This is a genomic window from Flagellimonas ochracea (genome assembly GCF_009903685.1).
GTDB classification, from domain to species: Bacteria; Bacteroidota; Bacteroidia; order Flavobacteriales; family Flavobacteriaceae; genus Flagellimonas; species Flagellimonas ochracea.
The window spans coordinates 1,031,711-1,054,992 of sequence record NZ_JAAABI010000001.1; the positions used below are offsets into that span (position 1 = coordinate 1,031,711).

At 38.9% G+C, this 23,282-nt stretch carries 17 protein-coding genes; 5 read left to right on the top strand and 12 right to left on the bottom strand.

Annotated elements, in window-relative coordinates; genetic code table 11:
• Positions 1-143: 143 nt before the first annotated feature.
• The 5 genes from GTQ34_RS04835 to gmd form a co-directional block, all read right to left on the bottom strand.
• A complete protein-coding gene (locus GTQ34_RS04835) occupies positions 144-1,382 on the bottom strand; it encodes a glycosyltransferase (protein ID WP_166522610.1) in 1,239 nt (412 codons plus the stop codon).
• 4 nt (positions 1,383-1,386) lie between these two features.
• Positions 1,387-2,700, bottom strand: coding sequence for a flippase (locus tag GTQ34_RS04840; protein ID WP_166522611.1), 1,314 nt, complete (start codon positions 2,698-2,700; stop codon positions 1,387-1,389).
• Positions 2,701-2,927: 227 nt separating this feature from the next.
• Entirely contained in the window at positions 2,928-5,018 is a 2,091-nt protein-coding gene (locus GTQ34_RS04845) for a hypothetical protein (protein WP_166522612.1), read from the bottom strand.
• Positions 5,019-5,701: 683 nt separating this feature from the next.
• The gene (locus tag GTQ34_RS04850) at positions 5,702-6,790 is read right to left on the bottom strand and encodes a GDP-L-fucose synthase family protein (RefSeq protein WP_166522613.1); all 1,089 of its coding nucleotides are present in this window, start codon (positions 6,788-6,790) and stop codon (positions 5,702-5,704) included.
• 2 nt (positions 6,791-6,792) lie between these two features.
• Positions 6,793-7,941 carry a GDP-mannose 4,6-dehydratase gene (gmd, locus tag GTQ34_RS04855; protein WP_166522614.1) on the bottom strand — a complete coding sequence of 383 codons (1,149 nt, stop codon included), beginning with the start codon at positions 7,939-7,941 and terminating at the stop codon, positions 6,793-6,795.
• 502 nt (positions 7,942-8,443) lie between these two features.
• Here gmd and GTQ34_RS04860 point away from each other — a divergent pair.
• Positions 8,444-9,067, top strand: a complete 624-nt coding sequence (locus tag GTQ34_RS04860; protein WP_166522615.1) for a sugar transferase — start codon at positions 8,444-8,446, stop codon at positions 9,065-9,067.
• Positions 9,068-9,095: 28 nt separating this feature from the next.
• Here GTQ34_RS04860 and GTQ34_RS04865 read toward each other — a convergent pair whose 3' ends face one another.
• Both GTQ34_RS04865 and GTQ34_RS04870 read right to left on the bottom strand, forming a co-directional pair.
• A complete protein-coding gene (locus GTQ34_RS04865) occupies positions 9,096-10,481 on the bottom strand; it encodes a phenylacetate--CoA ligase family protein (protein WP_166522616.1) in 1,386 nt (461 codons plus the stop codon).
• Between the two features lie 51 nt (positions 10,482-10,532).
• Positions 10,533-10,898 carry a hypothetical protein gene (locus tag GTQ34_RS04870; protein ID WP_166522617.1) on the bottom strand — a complete coding sequence of 122 codons (366 nt, stop codon included), beginning with the start codon at positions 10,896-10,898 and terminating at the stop codon, positions 10,533-10,535.
• 191 nt (positions 10,899-11,089) lie between these two features.
• Here GTQ34_RS04870 and GTQ34_RS04875 point away from each other — a divergent pair, with 191 nt between their 5' ends.
• Together GTQ34_RS04875 and GTQ34_RS04880 are read left to right on the top strand one after the other, a co-directional pair.
• Entirely contained in the window at positions 11,090-13,324 is a 2,235-nt protein-coding gene (locus tag GTQ34_RS04875) for a TonB-dependent receptor (protein WP_166522618.1), read from the top strand.
• A gap of 9 nt (positions 13,325-13,333) precedes the next feature.
• Positions 13,334-13,696: a heavy-metal-associated domain-containing protein gene (locus GTQ34_RS04880; protein WP_166522619.1), complete on the top strand. Its 363-nt coding sequence runs from the start codon at positions 13,334-13,336 to the stop codon at positions 13,694-13,696.
• Positions 13,697-13,747: 51 nt separating this feature from the next.
• On the opposite strand, the gene GTQ34_RS04885 is transcribed toward GTQ34_RS04880, so the two are convergent.
• Together GTQ34_RS04885 and GTQ34_RS04890 are read right to left on the bottom strand one after the other, a co-directional pair.
• Positions 13,748-15,145, bottom strand: a complete 1,398-nt coding sequence (locus GTQ34_RS04885; protein WP_166522620.1) for a tyrosinase family protein — start codon at positions 15,143-15,145, stop codon at positions 13,748-13,750.
• Positions 15,146-15,172: 27 nt separating this feature from the next.
• Positions 15,173-17,539 carry a fibronectin type III domain-containing protein gene (locus tag GTQ34_RS04890; protein WP_166522621.1) on the bottom strand — a complete coding sequence of 789 codons (2,367 nt, stop codon included), beginning with the start codon at positions 17,537-17,539 and terminating at the stop codon, positions 15,173-15,175.
• Between the two features lie 363 nt (positions 17,540-17,902).
• Here GTQ34_RS04890 and GTQ34_RS04895 point away from each other — a divergent pair, with 363 nt between their 5' ends.
• Positions 17,903-19,255 (top strand): phenylacetate--CoA ligase family protein, encoded by a 1,353-nt coding sequence (locus tag GTQ34_RS04895; RefSeq protein ID WP_166522622.1) that lies wholly within the window; start codon positions 17,903-17,905, stop codon positions 19,253-19,255.
• A gap of 12 nt (positions 19,256-19,267) precedes the next feature.
• The gene (locus tag GTQ34_RS04900; protein WP_166522623.1) at positions 19,268-20,290 is read left to right on the top strand and encodes an ATP-grasp domain-containing protein; all 1,023 of its coding nucleotides are present in this window, start codon (positions 19,268-19,270) and stop codon (positions 20,288-20,290) included.
• 88 nt (positions 20,291-20,378) lie between these two features.
• On the opposite strand, the gene GTQ34_RS04905 is transcribed toward GTQ34_RS04900, so the two are convergent.
• From GTQ34_RS04905 to bshA, 3 genes are all read right to left on the bottom strand, one after another.
• Complete coding sequence (locus tag GTQ34_RS04905) at positions 20,379-21,554, bottom strand: OmpA family protein (RefSeq protein WP_166522624.1); 1,176 nt, start codon at positions 21,552-21,554, stop codon at positions 20,379-20,381.
• 115 nt (positions 21,555-21,669) lie between these two features.
• The gene (locus tag GTQ34_RS04910) at positions 21,670-22,056 is read right to left on the bottom strand and encodes a hypothetical protein (RefSeq protein WP_166522625.1); all 387 of its coding nucleotides are present in this window, start codon (positions 22,054-22,056) and stop codon (positions 21,670-21,672) included.
• Between the two features lie 78 nt (positions 22,057-22,134).
• Positions 22,135-23,277: an N-acetyl-alpha-D-glucosaminyl L-malate synthase BshA gene (gene bshA / locus GTQ34_RS04915; RefSeq protein ID WP_166522626.1), complete on the bottom strand. Its 1,143-nt coding sequence runs from the start codon at positions 23,275-23,277 to the stop codon at positions 22,135-22,137.
• Between the last annotated feature and the right edge of the window lie 5 nt (positions 23,278-23,282).

Consider the following 23,282-nt stretch of genomic DNA (forward strand, 5'->3'; position numbering starts at 1 on the left):
AATAAATTAAAAGGACCAAATCTTAAACAATTTCATTTATTAAATAGCATCCTATTTTTAAAATCTTTATAAAAAACTTGTTTTAGTAAAGAAAAAATCAAATCACATCAAAAATATAATCTGAAAGTATACGTGTTGAAAATCTATATTTTCTCTATTTTATTTCTTGCAAATAAGCGTCTTACTAGAAGATTCTTAAGACTTTTATGACCAGAGGAATATATTGTCATCCTGCGAAAAAAGTCCATATTTGTTGATAGCAACCATGTTGTCAAAAAATTGGGTTTGTCAAAGCTATCTTTATAAATTTTGAGAATTTCGGTTCGGCTTTTTGTTGAATTTTGACTGTTGTTATCTCCAAGTGCATTTTTTGCAATTTCCAAATAATTAAAGCTCTTCTTAATTTCGCTTGCCCGTTGACTAATTAGAATATTGATCTTATCTTCAATAATTAATTTAACCGCAGAGATAATTCCTTTTTTTGTATTTGCCACCAAACCACCACGTTTGTGACCCACGACTTCACATTGACTGTTATCATTCCATGGTGTACTTAAGGTTACAACAGGGGTGCCACATAATATACATTCACATAAGACAATACCAAAACTTTCGCCCTGCTCCGCAATATGTAGCATTAACTTCATAGATGAATAGGCTATGCGAAGTTTATCGTCCCCAATAATTTTGTGAATATGTCGTATCCGATCTTTATAAGTGGATTTATCTGCAAAGGATAATATTCCATTTGGTGCATTGACAAGCAACAAATAAATATTACTGTTGTATTGGGCCAAATTATTGAATACTTCAATGAGCATCGGTGACCATTTGCCTGGAAAAGCTTGACCAATTCTACCAATTACAATTCCATCTTCTGGAATTTGAAGCGTTTCCCTAAACTCTTTGATGGCTTCTGCAGTTGCTGGAGAAAAACTTTCGATCCTAATTGGGTTAGGAACTATCCTAGATTTGAATTCTGCTCCTCCTTTCAATTTAAAAATCCAGTCAGCCCAAGTACTAAGTTGGAATGACTCATCCATTAAATCAGCCCATGGCGTAGGTCTAGAGAAAACATTGGTTTCGATAAACCTACAGTGCGAGCTCTGATTTTTTTCAACAATTAGGCGAACATCTTCTTCTCGAAGTCCGGTTGAATGAAAATGTATGATTCCCGGTTCCCAACCCTCAATTTTATCAATATCCTTCATTCCATCCAAAACCTCAACTTCAGGATTTATTTCATTTATGCGAGACCCTAAACCGTAAAGTGTCAAAACTTTGGATTCATGACCAAGTTCATGATAAGATTCAGCAAAAATTTGTGCTGTTCTTTGGGTTCCCCCAAAGTCAAGGTCCATGACAACCGTCAAAATTTTCATGCGATTATTTGAATTTTGTTAACCCAGATAACTTTAAATAAAATATCCACCTTGCTTTCTTTAAAAAGAGATCCATAAAAAAATTGATTAGCAAATCCGCAATCAATGTGGCAAATGCCGCTCCTATAATTCCGTAACTTGGAATCAAAACTAAGTTTAGAACAATATTCACGATGGTAAGGGAAATCTGTTTTAAGAATATAGTTTTTTGATATTTTTTTATAGTGAGCAGCTTATTAGTAATTATTCCCAAAAATGTTAGTGGAATGGTCCAAATTAAAATAGTAAGAATCAACGCACTATCCATAAATTCTTCACCGTACAAAATCTTTATCACAAAGTTGGACATAATACTTACTATAAAGGCAATCAGGCATAAGAAATAGAAAATAAACCGTATCACTTTGATTATTAAATCATCGTTTTGGTTACCCACAGAACTTACCAGCCTAGGAAAAAAACTTTTCATAAGCGCCATGGGTATAAATGCAGAAAGTTCCGCCAATCTGACTCCAACGGAATAAATCCCCAATCTTTCTAGTGAAACATATTCTTTTAGCATAATTTGATCAATTCGTAAGCCCACGGATATGGCAAAACCGCTTAAAATTAATGGCCAACTTTCGTTGATCATATCTTTGGATAGAGCAAAGTTAAATTTTGAAAGTATAATTTTATGATTGTTCCTTCTAAAAACCAATAAATAACCTAATCCTTTGATTAAACCTTCCAATGGAATAAGCAAAACGAAAGCGCTTAGCGGAAACTCAGAAACAATAAAAATTATCTTTAAAGAATAAAATAAAATTAGTATAGCAGAATTTACCTTGACAATCCTTTTGCTTTCAATAATGGATTGCAGATATAGGTCAACAACTGAAAAACAGTTAAAAATGGTAGAACCAACAACTATTAGAATAAATATTCCTGTTTGTTCTTTTTCGTAGTCAAATATACTTACGACTATCAAGGCCAAAATTGTGGTCAGAGCAGCTCCGAAAGCTTTTATGATAAATCCAGTACTTACCAATTCATCTTTTTTTGATGGAAATTTCACCAAATCCCTGACCAAAATCTGATCAATTCCAAAAGATGCCAGGGATGTAAAAAGAACAGAAAAGCTTAGTACATAGCTATATAAACCAAATTCATCCGGTCCAAGATATCTAGTAACCCAGACTCCAATGAATAGTCCGGCCAATAAACTAAGCATCCTTTCAAAAAAAAGCCAACCCGTGTTAACTACGATTTTTTCTGAAGAATCACTCTGTATTGGAACTCCTAACTTTCTTAGTGCAGATATTAGTATCTTGAACATGGCCGGTTTTTGGTTGGGTCAATTATATCACTGAAAGTATAACGGATAAATACTATTATAATTTTCCAAGAGAAAAGTTTGATTTTAGATTTTCAAAATTGATAATAATTAACCTTTTAAAAAAAGATATTCAGAAGTAATTCAATACTAATTCCTCGTGAAATAAAAAAAACCTCTTTTGATAAAGAGGTTTTTCTGTTTTCCGATGTTTTTTTAAAAATAAAAAATCAATTCGGGGTTGTGGTTAAAGTTGTACCTCCATCACCAAAGCTGTTTGTTATCACTGGATTTGCGGAACCAGTATAGCCTATTGCACCTGTGCCAACTGCCCCGGAAACATCACAATCAATAATTCTATTGGTGTTGTTCATTGTTATTCCAGGGTTCGTTCCAATTATCATAAACGGATAGGTTGGCAATCCTGCCGTTCCAGTGTAGTTGATATCCACGTTTTCAAAAGTAGTATTTAGAACATCGCTATCTTCTGAACAAAGAACGCCACCGAAAGAACCACCTGTTGACACTTTCTGATTGATGTTTATGGTGATATTTTTGAAAGTAAAATCGTTCAAATCCATTGGAGACGGATAAGACCTTCGAAACGCACCCCAAGAACTTCCCATACCCCTGTCAATGTCTAGATTAATAGTGTTATTCTCAAATGTCATACCACCATTACTGGATATCATATACTTGTTCAAAAGAATAAAATAGTTGGTAATCGTATTATTTATAAAGACTATGGATTTGTCTAGAAAACCAGAGTTTGATCCAGCGCTATTACTTCCATTCCCAAATGCAACATTCCTCTGAAGCATAATATGGTCCGCTTCAAAAACATTGTTCTCTATTCTACAATTCATTGCCTCTGTAATACCAAATGCGGGGTTTCTTGCTTCCCCTATGGTTCTAATCGTATTTCCAATCACGTTTACATTATGCAATGGCCTTTGAGGACTTAAAGGGAATATATGGAGTAAAGCCGCTTGAGCCCCACTAAAAATCCAATCGTTCGTGGCACTTTCAATATAATTGTTAGTAATCTGGCAGTTACTGGCATTCACTTTCAATGCCCTACGCTGACAGGCAATAAATTCATTATTGTTGAATGTAATGTTGGCCTTGTTAGTTTCATGATCGTAGCCCCCAAATCCATATTTACTTCTATAGTAAAAGCCTTCGGCATCATCACCATATATATTCTCTATTCTGGTATTTTGTATCAATTGCTCGCTTGCATTGTTTGTCCCAACGTTCAGGCTGATAGCCTTAGAGACTCCAAAAGGAGAATTATTAGCATTGTTATCACTTGTGGCACCTATGTTCTCAATAACACCGTTCAAGAAAGAGCCACCGACAAAATTGTTCGATATGTCTATTTTCAATCCAGTTCCACGGGCATAGGCACCTCCTGGAGATAGATAATTTTGAATAACCACATTATCGAAATAGTAACTAGTTATACCATTAAGATAGATTGCTCTACTAGCCAAATTTTGACCATTAAAAGTACCATTGGTTATTTCAACATTCATGTTAGCAAACTCAAACATGTACTTATGTTGGTTATCCGTGCTACTGCCATGACTTAACGATGCTGAACTTGTAGTCCTTACCAAAGCACCATTCATATTCCAATTAAAGGTACCAGATCTACTGTGTCTTGTTTCTAGGTTCTTTATATATGTCGAGCCTGTCTGACCCAGTGCATATTGACTTTGCCCTATCAAAGTCGAAAGCGCCTCGTCATCTGCCGTTGAGTCACCACCATCTGCACCAAAATTCTCGGGTGTTAATCTAGACTTATCATAGATTTGTGTAAAGGTAACGTCAGGAGAAAAAACCGGCTTATAGGCAGTCTCAATAAAAGCACCATTTAAGTTAATGTTTCTTCCACTGATAATGCCTCCTGCAGGTTCAATGGTTTGATTTTCAGAAAAGGTGCATCCAGAACAATCGAACGAATTTGTAATCACTGCTTTGAACTCCGCATAATCGGGATTTGAAATATCTGCCGCAGACTCAGGATAGTAGACCCCAGAAATCTTATTGGTGTTTTCAAAGTCCGGATCCTCTGGAGGAGGAGGAGGGCCATCAGAATCGCCGTCTCCATCATCTGTGTTGTCGTTATTACCATCGTTGTTAGTATCTTCAGAACCAGAGTTTTCGTCTTCCGAACCACTCTGTTCTTCTATCTCTTCTTCCTGTTCTATGATTGCTTCGTAGAATAGGTCACTGTCCTTCTCACAAGAGGAAAAAGTAAACATAAAAAGGACAATTAAAAACATGGTAGGTAGGTGGGTATGTAATTTTTTCATAAGGTTGTTAAGTGATTTCGGGTTTTAAATTTAGTATTTCTTAAAAGTTAACTCGTTCAAAAACATAATTATTCGATGAAATACATATATCTTACGTAAGCAATCCCAAAATTGTTTTTTGAAAAACCCTTTTATCGACGAAATGCGCAAAAATTTAACATTTGTTAACGTTTGTTCTTTTTTCAGGTGTTTTACGGGAATTGAAATGAATAAATGGAAGGAAATTCAAAAATCATGTTGACAAAGCTGATGAACAATCACATTGACAATAACTGGATCACCCATATACGATTGGGAAAGAGTCTGCGCAGCGTCAATATGTATTCCAAGACGGCAAATTTTCATTGCCAAAAAACTGACTCCCAGACTTTAACAGGGTTAAAATGTATAACTTGAATAATGCATATCATACCATTTCGAAGAGTGCAAATAAGGTACACTCTCATTATTGAAAGAGAAGCTTTTACCTGTTGGGAAGACATTAATGCCAAGAAAGCTGCACCAGTAGGATTTGTTATGATGAGCAAGAAATAAGGTACATAAAAAAACTACAATGATTTAAGTCCGATCTCTAAAAATTTGGAAGTGTTTTCTGTGTCCGCATCCAAGATGGTCATCAGTTAAATCATCCTATCATTACAAGTTATTTATGAGGGGAAGGAACTAATAGGGAACCGTTCGTATTATTTATTTAAATACCAATCGATAAGAATCATTATACCTGTTTGAATGTCAATTTTATGTTTCCAGCCCAATCCGTTTAGCTTAGCTACATCGGTTCTTTTTACCATCGTACCATCTGGTTTATCCGTGTTGAAAACAAAGGTACCTTTAAAATCAATTTGTTCTTTGATTAGTTGTGCCAAGTCCTTGATGGAAATGTCTACTCCTGTTCCAATATTGATATGGGTATTCCGAATGTATTTCTGATTCTTTTCATAGGTATCCGAAAAATCACGCTCTTGCATTATAAATACACAAGCATCCGCCATGTCTTCCGACCAAAGAAATTCCCTTCTGGGTTTTCCAGACCCCCAGATTTCAACAGAAACCTCATCATTCGAGCCTTTACTTATACCGTACTTATTTAAAATCTGCAACTTTGCATCCTCGGTATCAGCACCTGAAACACCTTCAATCGGGAGTTTGTCCAAATCCTTGTTAACAGCACTCCAATTACCTTCCTCTAGCGCCTTGCCAAGAAGAATCTTTCGTATCAATGCTGGAAGCACATGGGATTTTTCAAGATCAAAATTATCGTTGGGTCCATACAGGTTGGTCGGCATTACCGAAATAAAATTGGTGCCATACTGTAAGTTGTAACTCTCACATAATTTGATTCCCGCAATCTTGGCAATAGCGTATGGTTCGTTCGTGTATTCTAGGATATCTGTCAAGAGATAATCCTCCTTCATGGGTTGTGGACAATTTTTGGGATAGATGCAGGTACTGCCCAAAAACAATAACTTTTTTACTCCATTTAGATAACTTTGATGAACCACATTGTTCTGAATCATCAAGTTTTCATAGATAAATTCTGCTCTATAGACATTGTTGGCTACAATACCTCCTACCTTGGCTGCTGCCAAAAACACATAATCTGGTTTTTCTTGGTCGAAAAATTGGGATACCGAGACGGTATCGGTCAAATCAAGTTCAGCATGGGTACGAGTAATAATATTATTATATCCTTTAGACTTCAAATTATTGACCAAGGCACTGCCCACCAAACCTCGATGACCAGCCACATAAATCTTTGCATTGACGTCCATCCCTATTCGAAATAATTGAGTATGCGATATCCGCCCTCTCTAAGATACTGCTCCTTTTGCATGAGTTTAACATCACTTTGCATCATATCCTTCACCAAGCCCTGCAAATCATATTCAGGTATCCAGCCCAGCTTTGTTCTTGCTTTGGTTGCATCACCAATTAATAGATCCACCTCGGTAGGTCTGAAATACTTGGGATCTACAGCCAACACTTCCTTTCCAATCTCCAATTGGTAATCGGGATTGTTACAAGTCTTAACATAAGCCTTTTCATCTACACCATTACCCTTAAACTCTAGTTCTATTCCTACCTCGTTGAAACTCATTCGTACAAATTCCCTTACGGCAGTGGTCTTACCTGTGGCAATTACCCAATCTTCCGCTTCATTGGCCTGTAGAATCATCCACATCATCCTAACATAGTCCTTGGCATGACCCCAGTCTCTTTTGGCATCCAGATTTCCCAGATAGAATTTGTCCTGAAGTCCCAATGCAATCCGAGCTGTCGCCCTAGTAATTTTTCGGGTTACAAAAGTTTCTCCACGAATGGGTGACTCATGGTTGAACAAGATTCCGTTACATGCAAACATGTTATAAGCCTCTCTATAGTTCACCGTAATCCAATACGCATACATTTTTGCAACAGCGTAGGGACTGCGGGGATAAAAAGGTGTGGTTTCAGTTTGAGGTACTTCCTGCACTTTGCCGTACAGTTCTGATGTTGACGCTTGGTATATTCTGGTTTTGTTTTCAAGACCCAATAAGCGTACAGCATCCAAAACCCGCAATGTGCCCAAACCATCTGCGTTACCCGTATATTCAGGAGTTTCAAAGCTGACTTGGACATGGCTCATCGCAGCCAAGTTGTATATTTCATCTGGTTGGATCTCTTGTATCAATCGAATTAGGTTGGTACTATCGGTCATATCCCCATAATGCAAAATAAAATTCCGATTTTCCACATGAGGGTCTTGGTATAAGTGATCAATACGGTCAGTATTGAAGAGGGAAGAACGTCTTTTAAGACCGTGAACTTCATATCCTTTTTTCAGTAGAAATTCACTCAGGTAGGCACCGTCTTGTCCGGTAACACCCGTAATCAATGCTTTTTTTGCCACGATTTTTCTGTTTTGAGTCACAAAGATGTGCATTAAACCTAAGATATCAAGTAAATTTATGTGAAATGCATTTTTTTTGGGTAGCGGGTGGTTCTTACAATATTTAAGAAATTAAGGGGGCAAGCACCATCTTTCTCCATTTTGTTCGAATAAACCCTGTTTAATTTAATGACAAAAACTTAACAGAGTAAAAATCTAAAAAACATCGTAGGAGAGCGAGGTGTAGTTTTTCATAAGGTTATCAAGTATTTTCGGATCTTAAAATTGGTATTTCCATAAATTTAATTCGTCCAAAAACGAAATTATTCGATGAAATACATTTGCTTTACAGCTGTAGCACAAAAAAGTTTTCAGCAAAGTGAATTTATCGATGAAATACAGTAATCTTTAACATTACTTAACAACTTTTGAAAATCCAATCATCCTCAGCGGTCAAGTAAGTCTTAGTTTAATTTCCAAAAAACAACCTCAAATTAGTTTTAGTTTTTACTTTAGCCCTGTAAAGATATCCCGACCAATGTAATAACCCAACAAAATGTATAAAGTTTTTTTCAAGAGATTATTGGACCTAATACTTTCTGCTATTGGTTTTATCCTGCTTTTTCCAGTTTTTGCATTGATATGGATTGTACTGCTGTTTGTTAACAAAGGCAAACCATTCTTCCTTCAACCACGACCTGGTAAAAATGAAAAAATATTCAATATCCTTAAGTTTAAAACCATGACGGACAAAAAGGATGAAAATGGAAATCTGCTGCCAGACGAGCTCCGTGTTACTAGGTTTGGAACTTTCCTGAGAAAATCTTCCTTGGATGAGATTCCCCAATTACTATCCATTGTAAAGGGGGATATGAGTTTAGTAGGGCCCAGACCATTAAGGGTTCGGTATCTCCCCTATTACACCAAAGAAGAACAAATTAGACATACCGTAAGGCCAGGAGTTACTGGATTGGCCCAAATATCGGGCAGAAGCAATCTGGATTGGGACACAAGACTAAGAAAGGATATGGAATACGTGCAAAACCTTTCATTCTGGTTAGATATAAAAATCATTTTCAAGACGGCCCTAAAGGTCATTGCCCGAAAAGATGTTGCTTTGGACGCCGAATCTGGAATACCAGATTTTGACACATACAGGAAGAATATGCTTTCCGAATGAGAAAATCGTAAATGCCTTTGTTAGGAAGTCAGGTCCCTGTTTCTGCCATGGAACCGGTCACTTCTTCTGATTTTTTTTCTGCCAATTTCCTTTGTTTGAGGATGGCATTGTTCAGCACCAACTTCCTTTTACCTGAAGGCAATAGTGGGATGTCTTCTACATAAACCACGGAGATGTTAGCATCAGCACCAAAATATTCTTGATATTGTCCACATAATGCCAGCTCGTCTTCGTAATCCAGCTTTTTTGAGACCTTCAGCTTAATCACATATTGGTCATAATCTTCTTGGATAAACTGAAATTGTTCTATTCCCCTAAACTGAAGGATATGGTGAATAATATGTGAAGAGATATACTCCCCTTTCGTGTTAGTGAACATATCCATCTTCCTTCCTTCAATTTTTGTAAAAATCAATTCGTTGTTTTCTGGGTCTTGCTCCATAACCCCAACATCTCCGGTATCATAGCGCAACATAGGCATCGAATAGTTGAATAGATCGGTCACCACAATTCTTCCAGGCGCTCCCAATTTAACAGGTTTGTCCTCATTTAAATCCAATAGTTCAACAAAGTAACTTGCCCAGTTGATTTCAAATGAAGAAGAACCACATTTTGGCAATCGTTGCGCAAGTATCCCATTTTCGCTATTGGAATATCGAGAAATTGCATCTACGCCGAAGTATTTCAATATTTTTTGTCTTACATCATTGCTCAAAGCTTCTGCCACAGCTATAATTGAACAAAAATTTCCTTTTAGGGGTTTACCATGATGTTTGTCCAAGTAATTACATATTGACTCCAAGGCGGAGGTGTAACCTAATATGTTTATACTAGATTTATCATTCTCCAATTCCTGCACTAGTTTGGCCAAATTGGCATCATTTAAATCATCTACGGAGTAGGTTGCAAGATTTTGCACAAAAGATTGAATTTTGCCTTTTTGGTATTGTTTGTCCCACAGTCGTAAATAGTACAACCTGGCTCCAATATCATAACCGGCCCTTTTTGCAAAAAACAAGGTATCTGCTGTATTGCGCTCTCTTTTTGATTTATCCTGAAGAATTCTGAAAGGCTTACCTGTTGATCCGCTCGTAAGCACTTGGTGATTGTACTTGTTTTTGTAGGGATGACTTCTAAACGTTTCAAAATTTTCCCTTATCAATTGTTTATTAATAATTGGAAACTTAGTCAAGTCCATTTTTTTTGATGCAAACTTTGCGTAAAAAGGAACGGTTTTTACCGCGTGGTCCAGTATTTTGGAAAGATGTTCCTGTTTAATTCCAGTTGCCCTTCGGGAAAGTGGATTTTGTTGGATATATCTTATTTCACGATAATGTTTCCACACATGCCCTCCTTTAAACCAATCAAGGCTCCAAAAGGCTACTTTGCGAAGTTTTTCCAATATTCTTATCATATTGACTTTAACTGCTTATGGGGGAACATTTTACTTTTGACTAACTAAAAATTACAATCCCTCTCGGGAACTTACATATATTAACCTGTTCTTTATACTATCAATAGTATAGGTATACTTTTTCACTCCCTTTTCCGGAATTTTTAGATATCTCCCATAATTGATGTTCTCATTCATGCAATAAATCAATGGGTCATGTTTTAAGGGATCAAATCTGAGCGGCTTAAACTCCGATGAATCGCCAGGCTTCAATTCCCCAATTGGCATAGAAAACATGGTAACGTGGGTAAAATCCTTTGCCGTACTGTTGATAACCCTAATTTGCGTTAACTCCTTTTTTTGCGACAACCGGGCTCCACAGCAACAAAAAAAGGCCGTGCCAACAATCATGAAAAGGATAATAACACTCTTAATCACACGCAATTATAAAAGAACGGGGGTATTCCTAAGCATCCAAAGTAAAATTACCACTAAAGGTATTCGAGTAACTCTAAATTCTTTTAAAGGTCAAAAAAATCTATGAACTACACGGTGTTGTTAAATACGGTACAAGAAGCGGAATTTGAGTACTTAAAGCCTTAATTTTATGTCATCAAAGCCTCACGGAAATGAGATTACCGTTGTTTCTGTTCCTTTATTTTCTTTGCATATATGGTTACTCGCAACTTGAAGTCAGCGGAAGGGTAGTAGAGTACAATGATAAAGGAAAAACCATAGTATTGCCCAATGCCAATATATACTGGTTGTCTAGTACAAAAGGAACCACAACGGATTCCTTGGGAAGGTTTAAAATTCCTTATGAATCCAGTTTGAAGCAACTTGTTATAAGTTCAGTAGGGTATCGCTCGGACACCATCCCGGTAAATCGTCCAAATTTGGGCAACATTGTTCTATACCCCAATGTGATACTGGAAGAAGTCGTGGTTGAAAAACAGGTTGCTCCGCTGCAAAAGTCCCTGTTCAAGGCTCAAAATGTAGTAACGGTCGACAGTCGGGAAATGTTGAAAGCAGCATGTTGCAATCTTTCCGAAAGTTTTGAAACCAATCCATCGGTCGATGTCAATCTTTCCGATGCTATTCTGGGTGCCAAACAAATACAGATGCTGGGACTCACGAGCCCTTATTTGATGTTCACCCAAGAGAATATGCCGGCCATTCGTGGGGCATCACAAATATTCGGGCTTTCCTTTATTCCAGGATCTTGGATAGAGAGCATCCAAATCACCAAAGGAGCTGGAAGCGTATTGAACGGGTTTGAGAGCATATCAGGTCATATTAACAGTGAATTGGTCAAACCCCTAACGGACAAACGATTTTTTCTGAACATGTATGCCAACAATTTTGAGCGCTATGAGTTCAACTCCAGGTTTAACCACAACATTTCGGATGAGTTGGGAGTTGGTCTGTATGTGCATGCCAATTTGAGAAATGGGTATATAGATGATAATGGTGATTCTTTTTTTGATACACCTTTGGCAAGACAGGTCAATTTTATGAACCGATGGCAGTACGTTAATTCCGAAAACGGATGGGTTGGATATGCCAATATCCAGTTTCTTTCAGATACCAAAGAAATTAGCCAAACGGATTTTAATCTGGACACGGACAGGCTCACCACTAATGCCTGGGGAAGTGAAATTGCCACCTCAAGATTGGATGTTTCAGCCAAAATGGGCTATGTTTTTCCCGAACTCCCCTATCAAAGTTTTGGATTTCAAACCGCTTATAGCAACCACGACCAAAATTCTTTCTATGGATTGAACCAATATGATATTGATCACGAATCTTTCTATTCCAATTTTATATTTAACAGCATTATTGGAAGCACACAACATAAATTCAAAACAGGAATAAGTTTTACCTATGATGGTTTCAATGAAGTTGTAAACACAATCGATTTCAGAAGAAACGACAACTCAATTGGTGCCTTTTTTGAATACACATACGACAATTTGGAGGGACTTAGCTTTGTAGCTGGGTTGCGTGTGGATGAACACAACAATCTGGACACGTTCATAACACCAAGGTTTCACCTAAGATATTCGCTTTGGGACAAGGCAAGCTTAAGGGCTTCCTTTGGTCGCGGAAAACGTGGTGCTAACATATTCGCGGAAAACCAGCAGTTGTTCGCCTCTTCTCGACAAATTTCCATAAATGGCATGAACGGTAACTACTATGGCCTTAATCCGGAAACGGCATGGAACTATGGTGTCAGCTTTATTCAAAAACTCTATTTGTGGAATCGAGTGTTGGATTTTTCGGTGGATTTTTACCGAACACAGTTCGAAGATCAGGTGGTGGTCGACTGGGAAAATCCGCGCGAGGTTTCATTTTATAATCTTACCGGAAACAGTTATTCCAATAGTCTACAAATAGATTTGAACTATGAGGTTCTTCAAGACTTTCATTTAAGGACTGCATACAAGTACTTTGATGTGGTCACTGATTACAACGCCGGTACTTTGGAGAGACCCTTGCAGCCCAATTACCGTTTCTTTGTGAACTTGAGTTACGAGACGCTTAAAAACAATGAACGTCAATGGCGGTTTGATTTCACCACCAACGTGCTGGGAAGACAACGGCTTCCTGATACCTCAACAAATCCTGAAGAATTTCAATTGGATACGTGGACCCCGTCATACACTTTGATCAATGCCCAAATCACAAGGGTTCTTTCCAATAAGTTTGAGTTCTATGTGGGTGGGGAAAATATTAATAATTTTACCCAGAACTCCCCCATCATTGCTCCAGATGATCCATTTGGAACTTTTTTTGATAGCACCCTACTTTTTGCCCCGGTTTTGGGCAGTGCGTATTATGCTGGTTTTAGATATAAAATATAATTTTGACCCATGAAAAGAATATTTCTCACCATTTTAATGGTTCTGGCGGTAACCTCAGGTCATTCGCAGGACAAGAATAAATCAATACGTTTTGAAGTAAAGGGCAACTGTGGTATGTGCCAAGAAAGAATTGAAAATACCGCAGTAAAAATGAAAGGAGTCAAACTTGCTTCTTGGAACAAGGATACCAAAGAATTCAGTGCCATAATCGATGAACGTAAGTGTTCCATTGAAGATATCAAGAAAGAAATCGCATCTGTTGGTCATGATTCCGAAGGGTTCACCGCTCCATCAGAGGTCTATGATAAACTTCCTGACTGCTGTAAATACAGGGATCCAAAAAGTATGCACATGGATCATGGAAAGCATTGAACAAAAAAAAGGGAGCGACAATCGCTCCCTTTTTTTGTTTCGTTTTATGACTTACATTTTTATCAAACGTTTTACGACAAGTAGATTACCCTCAGCATCCGTTACCCGTATCACATAAAAGCCAGATGACAGTCCATACAAATCCTTGATGACCAATGTATCGGTATTCTGAAATGCTTCTTCCCGAATCAACATACCCATCATATTAAATACTTCAATAACGCAGTCTCTTCGCTTACTAAGGTTAATGGTAATCTTTTCAGTGAATGGATTGGGATGCGCCGTAATGATCACAGGCTTGTCATCCAACAAATCTCCTCCTTCTTCCCAAACAATAGGTTCAAACAATTTTTCGGAGAAAGGATATGGTTTAAACGCTCTATTTGGTGTTGAAGCTTTATTTGATCCCCCATTGAGCACATCAATGCTGGCCTCAAAAGAAGATCCCGGGGCAGCTTCGAAGCCAGGTACTAAGTTAATTTCATTCACAGATTCAAATCGAGCTACCGTACCTGCAGGTACGATGAAGTTGTTCCCCGCCTCGATATTGAATTGATAGTAAAAGATTTCTTCAGGGTTGTAGGTGTTGCTCACAATATAGTTGTCCAACTGTGCCAATCCATTTTCAGCGTAAAAAACGCCATAGACCCTAGAATCAGTAATATCATTTGGATCAACCAAGGGCAGCGTCTCCCCATCGAATACATAGGTTCCATCATATCGTAACATAGAAGTGGTGATATAAGAAGAACTTTGGTGAATTTCTTCCCAGTCTTGCCAAACTTTATCCACGTGGGAATGGTGGAAATAAAATACCGGGTCTCTTGGAGAGAGTGGCGTGGGCATTGCTCCTCCTGTCCAAACGTGTGCTCCTCTGTGAACCGCCTGACGTTCCAATCTATTGGAAAAAGTAAAAAAATCGGTTTCGGTTATGAGATTGTTAAGATCGGTAGCGGTTGGCATTGGCCCGTTACTCGCAAGATTTCTATTTAATGACCAATTAGCATCAAAACTACCCAAAAAGCTTTCATCCCAAATAGCATCGGTCGGTGATTGATAGATAATGGAGTTCCAATAGCCCAAACTGATCTCTGGATTGATTTCCTGGACCGCCTGCTCCATTTCGAACATCTGTCTTCGGTGCCAGGCTAAGAATATTTCCCGTTCCGATTCGTCAGGCAGATTAAAGTGAAGGTCTAAACGGGTAGGATCCGCTGAATTATCAAAATTGAAGAAATCACCGTGGAAAGTGGCCAAATCGTTAAACAGGTCCGGACCATTTCTCAATTCGTAAAAAGCATCGACAAGTTCTGTAATCTCATAATCGGTCATCTCGTCAAATCCTTTCCGTATACTTTGACCGAAAGTCAATTGCCCAATAAAAAAACCGAGCAAAAGAATGAATACTTCAATTTTCCCTACTTGGAAAAAATAAGATTTAGTGGGCATATGTTTATTTCTTGACAATCTGCTTTGTTATTTTTGTTTCTCTTCCAACTTTTCAACTCTTTCCAGAAGAGCATCGATTCTTGCTTTTTCGAGTTCCAGTTGCTTGATCTTATTGTCTTGGGCAATCAGATAAAGTGTAAGCTCCTCAATTTTTTCGAGCAACTTAGCGTTCATTGTTCCTAAATCAATGCCCTCTTTTTCAATTTCATCCGCACTCGGGATATTGGGTAAATGTCCATTTTCCTTGATAAACTCCTTTATTTCCTCCAAATCTTTCAAATCAAAACCTGGCTCAAAAACGTAATCTGGCCAGTTGCCCTGCAATTCCACACGAACACCCTCTGCTATCATATTGCCTGCAACCGCCAATCGATAACCCTGCGTATCCGTGGTGCCAATTCCCATGTTTCTATCTGCAAACAAATCTCTGGCAGTCCAATCCACAGTATTCAAATTGGAGTTTTCTGAAGTATAGTCGATAATCCCGCCCCCATCAAGGGTAAGTACTGTCTCTGTATTTCCTGCAGCAGATACGTTTCCTACTGCATCCTCCGCTAGTACTGTAAAGTCGTAGCTTGTGCTTGGCGAAAGTCCATTTACATTGAATGATGTTGCAGTTCCTGTATTGGCTATGCTCACCCCATCCTGGAAAACTTCATAGTTGGTTACCCCCACATTGTCCGTGGAAGCACTCCAAGAAAGGACCGTACTATTTGAAGTGGTTCCTGAAGCACTCAAGTCCGAAACAGCAGTGGGAGCTTCTGTATCTGGAATAGCATCTGTATTGACCGTTTCGGTATTACTTACGGCAGAAATATTACCGGCGGCATCCTCCGCAAAAACCGTAAAGTCATAGCTTGTACTCGGAGAAAGTCCCGTTACGTTGAATGCTGTGGTTGTTCCCGTATTCGCAATGCTCACACCATCCTGAAAAACTTCGTAGTTGGTCACCCCTACATTATCTGTGGAGGCACTCCAAGTCAAGTCTGTTGTAGTTGTGGTGGTATTCGCCGATGACAAATCTGTTATTGCAGAGGGAGCTTCGGTATCGGGAGCCTGAAGTGTCACCACAGTCTCCGTGTTACTCACAGGTGAAGTATTTCCAGCGGCATCCTGAGCGAAGACCGTGAAATCATAGCTGGTCAGTTCAGCAAGGCCTGTAACATTAAAAGTTGTGGTTCCCGTGTTACCAATGCTCACCCCATCCTGGAACACTTCATAGTTGGTCACACCCACATTGTCTGTAGCTGGACTCCAGGAAAGGTCGGTACTGTTGAAAGTGGTATTTGCTGAAGACAGGTCCGTAACAGCACTTGGAGCTTCCGTATCAGGTACACCGGCCGTAACAACTGTTTCCGTGTTGCTCACGGTCGAAACATTCCCTGCTGCGTCTTCTGCAAAAACAGTAAAGTCGTAACTCGTGCTAGGCGCAAGACCTGTGACGTTAAAAGCTGTGGTCGTCCCGGTGTTGGCAATGCTCACCCCATCCTGAAAGACTTCGTAATTGGTCACGCCCACATTATCGGTGGAAGCACTCCAAGAAAGGTCTGTTGTGGTCGTGGTGGTATTGGCTGATGCTAAATCAGTAATCGCGGAAGGACCCTCAGTATCAGGGGCTGCCAAAGTAACAACCGTTTCCGTATTCCCGGCTGCAGATAAATTTCCGGCAGCATCCTCCGCAAACACAGTAAAGTCATAACTGGTTTCGGAATCGAGACCAGTTACAATCAAAGAGGTAATGCCGCCCCCCGCATTGCCACGCCAAACACCATCCTGGAAAACCTGATAATTTACAACCCCGATATTATCAGTGGAAGCGCTCCAAGTTAATTCTGTTGAATTGAACGTAGTGTTAGAAGAAGTCAGGTCGTTGACCGGGGTGGGTGGCTCGGTATCCGCTCCATCTGGAACTATCACAATATTATCAATGAACACCGTGTTTCCCGCAACCAGCCGTGCAGACCATGGACTAACGTATACACGTATTTGGGGAGTGGTGGACGTCGCAGTTACTGTCCATTCACGTTGCTGCCACGTACTGTTGGTGATTGCAGTAGTACTAAATCCAGAAACACCTTGCCAATTGGCAAAGGCTGGATTGTTGAATTGTGCGCCACGTCTCGCCCATATAGAAATATAATAATCCTGACCTACAACCGCATCCCATGTATAGGAAACATAGGTTCCATTATTCCCATTGGATACTGCTCTTAGGGAAAAAACACCTGATTGTGCGTCCGTATTATCCGAAAAAATATCCGTAGTACCTGCCCATCCTGTAGTGGCATCGGCTTCATTGGCAGGTGAAGCGGCGTTAGCATCGTCATATAAGTTCTGGGCAAAAACCCCAGTGACCATTAAAGTAAATAATGGGAAAAGTAATTTTTTTATCATCGAGTACTGGCTTTAAGGTTGATGAGGAAACACTCTCTATAACAAAGTTATAACACCACAAATCGATGCAATCTTTTACATATAAATTATCGATGAAATGCAAAAAAACACTATGACGGTAACCTTTTAAAACATAAAAAAAGAGCAGTACTCACCAAATTGGTATTACAACGAATTCCGCAATAATTTTTTCATCAATAGCACGTTTACTTATAGACAAACAGCCGAAATCGAAAACAAATTCAATATATATTGATTGGGATACCTTATATTTACTGATAAGGAATGGTAATCAGTTGGAACTGAAAGAATTTTTCAGTCTGGTGGTATTTAATTTTCCTGCCCCCTCTTAACCTCAAACAAATGAACAGTAGCCCCCTAAACTACCTGCGTCGTTATGCTTTCTGGGCATTGGACCTAATGAAAGGCGGAGAAATTAGAAAGCATTTCAATGATATTCAAGAAACCCTTGAAAAAAACTCCTTTGATTCCTTAAAAGAAAAAATCAATAGCCCATTAAGTGATTTGCTGAAAAAAGCTACCAATCACTCCAATTTTTATACAGACTTCAAGCACTGTAAATCTCTTAAAGATTTTCCCGTCATCAATAAAAATATTATTAAAGAGAATTTTGAAAACTTGCTGATTAAGACCTCGAGCAAGGAAAAACATCATAAAATGTTTACTAGCGGATCAACGGGAATTCCCTTTATGGTCTACCAAAACCAAGGCAAGAAGAATAGGAATACTGCAGATACTATATATTTCGCGGCCCAAGCAGGATATACCCTTGGAGACAAGCTACTCTATGTTCGACTATGGAATGAAAATCTAAAAAAGAGAAAAATTCCTGCTTTTCTACAAAATATAGTCCAAGTAAACATTGATGATCTAAAAAAGGAAGATTACATTAAAAACCTATTGAAAAAACTTCAAAAGGATCCATCCCCAAAAGCTTGGTTGGGATACCCTTCCGGTTTGGAAAAGATTTGTGATTATTTGGATAAAATCAATTCTAGGCCCTTGGATTGCAACGTGCAATCTATCATAGGAATGTCCGAAAGCCTAAGTGACCATGTACGTAGCAAAATGTGGTACTATTTCAATACACCGATGGTATCGCGCTATTCCAATTTTGAAAACGGAATTATTGCGCAACAACCTGCTGACGGTGATTTTTTTGTCGTAAACTGGGCAAGTTACATATTAGAAATATTGGATTTTAATACCGATGAACCTGCAAAAGAAGGACAGCTTGGACGTATTGTGATTACCGATCTCTACAACCATGCCACTCCTATGATCAGATACGACACCGGTGATGTGGGGGCGTTGACCAAGATACCCTCCTATCCGTTTCCAGTGTTAAAATCTGTGGAAGGAAGAAAAGCAGATATTTTAATGGACACCCAAGGAAATATGACAAGTCCCTACAAGTACATGAGTATTCTGCCAGCGTTCCCTGAACTGAAACAAGTACAATTTGTCCAAAATGAGAAGAACAGATATACCATCAAACTAAATGTGGACAACACCTTCAACAGAGAAGCAGAACTGGTGAGGTCTTTTAAGGGCATAATTGGTAAAAATGCTAGGGTGACTGTGGATTATGTAAATGAAATTCCTCTTTTAAACTCCAAAAAACGAAAGATTACCCGTAATTTGTATTTGGAGAATACCAGAGAAACCCAGAATGAAAAATCGCTAACTCACTAGCCGTTTTGTTACATGAAACAAACCAACATCCTTTTCACCTGCGCCGGTCGTCGGAATTATTTGATCAATTATTTTAAAGACGCCCTTGCGGGAAATGGAAAAATCTTGGCTGCCGACAATCAACTCACCGCTCCCGCTCTGGTAGATGCCGATGTAGCCATTCAAGTTCCGTCCATTTATGATGAAGGTTATATCCCTACACTGAAAAAATTGGTCCGAGAGCATAAAATCGATGCCATTATTTCCCTAAATGATCTTGAATTGCCCATTTTGGCAAAACATCGTGAAGAACTGGAATCCGAGGGCGCCAAGATCATAGTTTCAGATACCGGGGTCATAGATATTGCTTTTGACAAATACAAAACATTCAATTTCTTCAAAAACCTGGGTGTTGGAACCCCAAAAACCTACTTGACGGTTGAAGAGGCAATGGAAGCAATCAGAAATGATGAAATCCGCTATCCTGTCATTATTAAGCCCAGGTGGGGCAGTGCTTCAATTGCGGTGGATATTGCTGAAAATGAAACGGAATTGAAATTGGCCTATCAACTCCAACATATTAAGCTTAAAAAATCCATTCTTAAAAATGCCAGTGCCTCCGATATTGAACGGAGTATACTGATCCAAGAGAAAATCAATGGTGAAGAATATGGTATCGACATCTTAAATGATTTTGAGGGAAATCATTACGGGTCTTTTGTCCGAAAAAAAATGGCAATGCGTTCTGGAGAAACCGATAAAGCTATATCTGTTATCAATGAAGAATTCTCTAAAACCGCACAACTTATTGCAGAAAACACCAGGCACATTGGAAATATGGACTGCGATTTTTTCGTAAAGGATGGACAGGTATATTATTTGGAAATGAACCCTCGCTTTGGTGGGGGTTATCCTTTCTCACATGAAGCTGGAATAAACACACCAGCCATTTATTTGGCGTGGCTACAAGGAGAGAAAAATGTAGATATGTTCAATAAGTTTGAGGCAAACAAAATGTTTTCGAAATATGACAAAATGATGCCCATTAAAATATAAGTGTTCTCCGTTATTTTTTTGCCCATCCATACCAAAACAAAAAAGGCCGCAACATGAATATTGCGGCCTTTCTTCTGATATCACTTTATCAATCCATGATTGTAAATGCCGATCTTCTGTTCTTGGCATGTTTTGTCTCGGGACACAAAACATTGTCATCACATTCGTTCACCAATCTTTTTTCCCCGAATGCTTCCTGGCTTATTCTTTCCTTTGAAATTCCCTTGGCCAAAACATATTCCACTGTTCTCTGAGCTCTTCTTTCGGACAACCATTGGTTGTACTTGTCCGTTCCACGGGAATCGGTATGGGCATTTACCTGAATCACCAATTTTGGTTCGCTTTCCATAATTGAAACCAACTCATCTAATAGTTCCTTGTCCCTAGAGGTCAAATAGGAGGAGTTCAATTTAAAGTAGACATTGCCCAAATCATTGATTTTGGTCTGTAGAGATTCGCGTTTGGCATCTTCCGCTTCTTTCTTTGCTTTTTCTGCTGAAGCGAGTTCTGCGGCTTCTTGTTCCCTTTTAAGGCGTTCTGCAAGTAGTCGAGCTTCTTCGTCCGCCTTTTGCTGAGCTGTTATTGAATCTTGTATGCGTTGTTGTTCCTTTTCCATTTCCTGCAAAAGGGCCAATTTTTCTTCTCCTTTTCTTGAAAGTCCTTTTTCCACCTCAAATCGATAGGCTACTCCTAACGCGTGCTGAATATGGTTGGAAGAGTTTTCCGTGTTCATGGTCCATTTTCCACTAGAATTAAAGTCCAGCCCCCAGTGATCGGAAAACCAAGTTCTAAAACCAACAACGGCATTGTAGGTGCCCCGTCCCTGATTGTTGGCATCTGTGTAACCAGCACCAATGCCTATATAGGGGTCAAAAAAACCTGTTTCGCCCAAAATCATGTTAAGGTCATAACTTACCCTGAAGTCTAGACCCAAATAATCAACCTCTTCCGGATTTGGGACGTTATCCACAATTTTTCCTTCCTTATAACGATTGTAGGTTCCTATGGCCTCAACCCCCAGACCGTTTTCAAAATAACGGCCAACACTTATTCTTGAGGGAAAGGGTACCATGTTCCACCCATCGCTCAAATCCAATAAATCTCCAAACTCATCTCCCGAGTCGTCCACAATATTAGTACCCAAGGTAATCATCCAAAAACTTTGGACAATGCTGTCTTTTTTGGTGAGTCCTACGTCTTGGGCAAATAAAATGGAGGTAGAAAGAAATACCAAAGCCACTACGAGAGGTTTAGAAGTTTTCATATTCAAGATTTGAGATTTATAAAAACAAAACTAGGTCAACCTCTTAAAAAGCTGAATTTTGTGCCTTCAAGTACCGCAATTTTCGATAAGAAGTAAAAATGAAAGGTCTGTGGACTTACCAATTAACCTTTTTAAAGTCTATTTTTTTAAAAGTTACTGGCATTTTATAGACGTAGAACGGATAAGAAATGGGTAAGGTATCTACCTGATTATCTTTATTTTCCGAAGTCAATGACACAGCCAACGACAGATGTTCTTCAGTTTCTTCAGATTTGGATAAAATTGGTGTGTTGTCTCCATGTTGTTTTCCAAGACAAAGTACAATGACCTGTTCCGTGGAAAAATCCACCACAGGAACCGGTAAACCCGGTTTTCTGGTCATATTGATCTTAGAATATAATTTCTTCAGTGATTTTGTATCACTAATTATCATGGCTTCATATTCGTCGAAGCCTGAATAATAATCGTGCATAAGAAGTGTCACCTCTTCCATCTGTTCCAATGCCTGAGAATCTGTTTTTTTTTGGGCCTTGCAAGATAAAAGGCAAATTAATATTATGATCAAGCTGTGTTTCACGGTTCAATAGGTATTCTTAAAACGAGATTTGTATGCTTTTTCGTAAATCTCCTCGTATAATGGCAATATATGAACTATATCAAACTTCGTTGCCGTTTTAAAGGCGTTTTCCTTGAATTTCTCAAGCTCAGCGTCATCCCCCAAAATTTTCAAGGCCTTTGAAGCCATACCTTCCACATCCCCTACCTCGGTCAAGAAACCAGAGATGCCTTCTTTATTTACTTCCGGAATACCTCCTACATTGCTCGAAACCACCGCCACTTTGTTGATCATGGCTTCCAAAGCGGCCAATCCAAAACTTTCCGATTCCGAAGGCAGTAAAAATAAATCTGAGAAGCATAAAATCCGATCAATTTCTGTACTGTTGCCCAAGAACAATACTTTTTCCTTGATTTTCAGCTCATCACACAATTGTTCGGCATATTCTTTTTCTGGTCCCTCTCCTACCATGATAAGTTTGGCAGGAATCTCCTTTTGAACCTTGTAAAAAACCTTGATCACATCAGGAATACGCTTGACTTTGCGGAAGTTGCTTATATGGGTAATGATGCGTTCATCATCATTGGCCATTAAGGAACGTTGGCAATCCGTGTACTCTTGGCTGTATTTGGAAATATCGATAAAATTGGGCACCACTTCTATTTCCTTCTTAATATCGAAGATTTCCAAAGTGCTTTGTTTTAATGCTTCAGATACCGAAGTGACCACATCAGACATATTTATGCTAAAGTTTACCGCAGGTTTGTAAAAAGGGTGTTTCCCTACCAAAGTAATATCTGTTCCGTGCAAGGTGGTAATCATGGGGATGAAAATACCTTCTTCTTGTAGCATTTTCTTGGCCATATAGCCTGCATAAGCGTGGGGAATGGCATAGTGCACATGTAAAAGCTCTATATCATAAAGCCTAACGGTGTCCACCAGTTTACTGGACAAGGCCAACTCGTAGGGTTGATAATGGAACAACGGATATTCAGGAACATGAACCTCATGAAAGTGAATATTATTCCCCAAAAGTTCCAGCCGTACAGGTTGCTTGTACGTAATAAAATGAATTTCATGGCCTCTTTCGGCCAATGCTATGCCCAGTTCGGTGGCAACAACTCCACTACCGCCAAAGGTGGGGTAACATACTATTGCTATCTTCATAAGAC

Excerpts from the sequence above, each read along its gene's own strand:
- GTQ34_RS04835 (WP_166522610.1), bottom strand. The coding sequence starts at position 1,382 with ATGAAAATTTTGACGGTTGTCATGGACCTTGACTTTGGGGGAACCCAA.
- GTQ34_RS04840 (WP_166522611.1), bottom strand. The coding sequence starts at position 2,700 with ATGTTCAAGATACTAATATCTGCACTAAGAAAGTTAGGAGTTCCAATA.
- GTQ34_RS04845 (WP_166522612.1), bottom strand. The coding sequence starts at position 5,018 with ATGAAAAAATTACATACCCACCTACCTACCATGTTTTTAATTGTCCTT.
- GTQ34_RS04850 (WP_166522613.1), bottom strand. The coding sequence starts at position 6,790 with ATGGACGTCAATGCAAAGATTTATGTGGCTGGTCATCGAGGTTTGGTG.
- gmd (WP_166522614.1), bottom strand. The coding sequence starts at position 7,941 with ATGCACATCTTTGTGACTCAAAACAGAAAAATCGTGGCAAAAAAAGCA.
- GTQ34_RS04860 (WP_166522615.1), top strand. The coding sequence starts at position 8,444 with ATGTATAAAGTTTTTTTCAAGAGATTATTGGACCTAATACTTTCTGCT.
- GTQ34_RS04865 (WP_166522616.1), bottom strand. The coding sequence starts at position 10,481 with ATGATAAGAATATTGGAAAAACTTCGCAAAGTAGCCTTTTGGAGCCTT.
- GTQ34_RS04875 (WP_166522618.1), top strand. The coding sequence starts at position 11,090 with ATGAGATTACCGTTGTTTCTGTTCCTTTATTTTCTTTGCATATATGGT.
- GTQ34_RS04880 (WP_166522619.1), top strand. The coding sequence starts at position 13,334 with ATGAAAAGAATATTTCTCACCATTTTAATGGTTCTGGCGGTAACCTCA.
- GTQ34_RS04885 (WP_166522620.1), bottom strand. The coding sequence starts at position 15,145 with ATGCCCACTAAATCTTATTTTTTCCAAGTAGGGAAAATTGAAGTATTC.
- GTQ34_RS04890 (WP_166522621.1), bottom strand. The coding sequence starts at position 17,539 with ATGATAAAAAAATTACTTTTCCCATTATTTACTTTAATGGTCACTGGG.
- GTQ34_RS04895 (WP_166522622.1), top strand. The coding sequence starts at position 17,903 with ATGAACAGTAGCCCCCTAAACTACCTGCGTCGTTATGCTTTCTGGGCA.
- GTQ34_RS04900 (WP_166522623.1), top strand. The coding sequence starts at position 19,268 with ATGAAACAAACCAACATCCTTTTCACCTGCGCCGGTCGTCGGAATTAT.
- GTQ34_RS04905 (WP_166522624.1), bottom strand. The coding sequence starts at position 21,554 with ATGAAAACTTCTAAACCTCTCGTAGTGGCTTTGGTATTTCTTTCTACC.
- bshA (WP_166522626.1), bottom strand. The coding sequence starts at position 23,277 with ATGAAGATAGCAATAGTATGTTACCCCACCTTTGGCGGTAGTGGAGTT.